Annotated in this window: 1 protein-coding gene; it reads left to right on the top strand. The window is 43.6% G+C overall.

The window, feature by feature from the left end:
* A partial coding sequence (locus tag BG32_RS00110; protein WP_147434755.1) for a sensor domain-containing diguanylate cyclase occupies window positions 1-1,205 on the top strand: 1,205 nt, incomplete at both ends.

Consider the following 1,205-nt stretch of genomic DNA (forward strand, 5'->3'; position numbering starts at 1 on the left):
CTGAGCGGTGATAATCTTCATGAAGCGGCTTCCAAGATTGTGAATCGCGCATACGAAGAGAAGGGAATGGTCGGTTGCAAGATCACATTTAGTGAGGATGAATATCTTGATCTTGAGGTTTCGAGAGGCGACACCGAGGCATTTCCGCTGAATCTCATGAAGGACTCAAAGGCTCAGGAAACCCTCAGAGAAAATCGAATAATCGTTCAAAATACAATCATAGAAGGAAAGGAACTGAGATACATATGCATTGCACTTGAATCGAATAATGAGATTGCTGGTTCCTTTGAAACCCTTACAGAACGTGTGACAGGTCTTACCGAAGAAAGTATGAGTCTCTATAGGTTGGTTGGGACTACGGTTTCTCTTTCTCTCACGAAAATCAGAAATCTTGTTGCTACGAAGAGAAACCACATCACGTCGCAGTCATTGATTAAGGCGACCGAAGCGATTACTAAGGATCTGAACATGAGAACGGTAATCGAATCTATTGTTGGGGGTCTAAGACAAGTAATACCATTCTACAGTGCCGCAGTTGAGTTAGTTGAAGGGGATCATCTAATCATTGTCGGCGGTAGCTGGCCTGGAAAGGATTCTTTTGTCGGGACCAGATTCACAATGGAAGAAGGGAGTCCGGGCTTCGATGTAGTAAAAAACAAAAAAATCATTCTAGCAGAAGATGCTCAGAGAGCGTACCAGCAATTCAACAAACCAGACTTCATATTCATCAAATCCTGGATGGGCGTTCCTCTGGTTATTGGAGATGAAACGATTGGAATGATCGCCGTTGACAGCGAAGAAGGCGGAAAGTTTAAGAAGCGGCATCTTGATGCCCTCAAGGCATTTGCAGATATTGCTGCGATTGGCATAAACAATGCCCGTCTTCACGAGGAGGTGAGAGATCTCTCGGTGAGAGACTATCTCACTGGTGCTTACAACAGGCGAGGTCTGTTTGAGCTAGGAGAATGTGAAATCGAGAAGGCAAAACGATATGACACAAAAATGGGATTGATAATGTTCGACATAGATAATTTTAAGAATATGAATGACATGCTTGGACATCTAGCCGGAGACTTTGTCTTAAAAAGGGTTGCAAACATATGTACCAAGATTCTACGAGCCGCAGATATTTTTGCGAGATATGGTGGCGATGAATTCATAATTCTGCTCCCGATGACTGATATCACGAACACCGAAGAAGCTGC

This window comes from Mesotoga sp. HF07.pep.5.2.highcov, assembly GCF_003666285.1.
GTDB lineage: Bacteria > Thermotogota > Thermotogae > Petrotogales > Kosmotogaceae > Mesotoga > Mesotoga prima.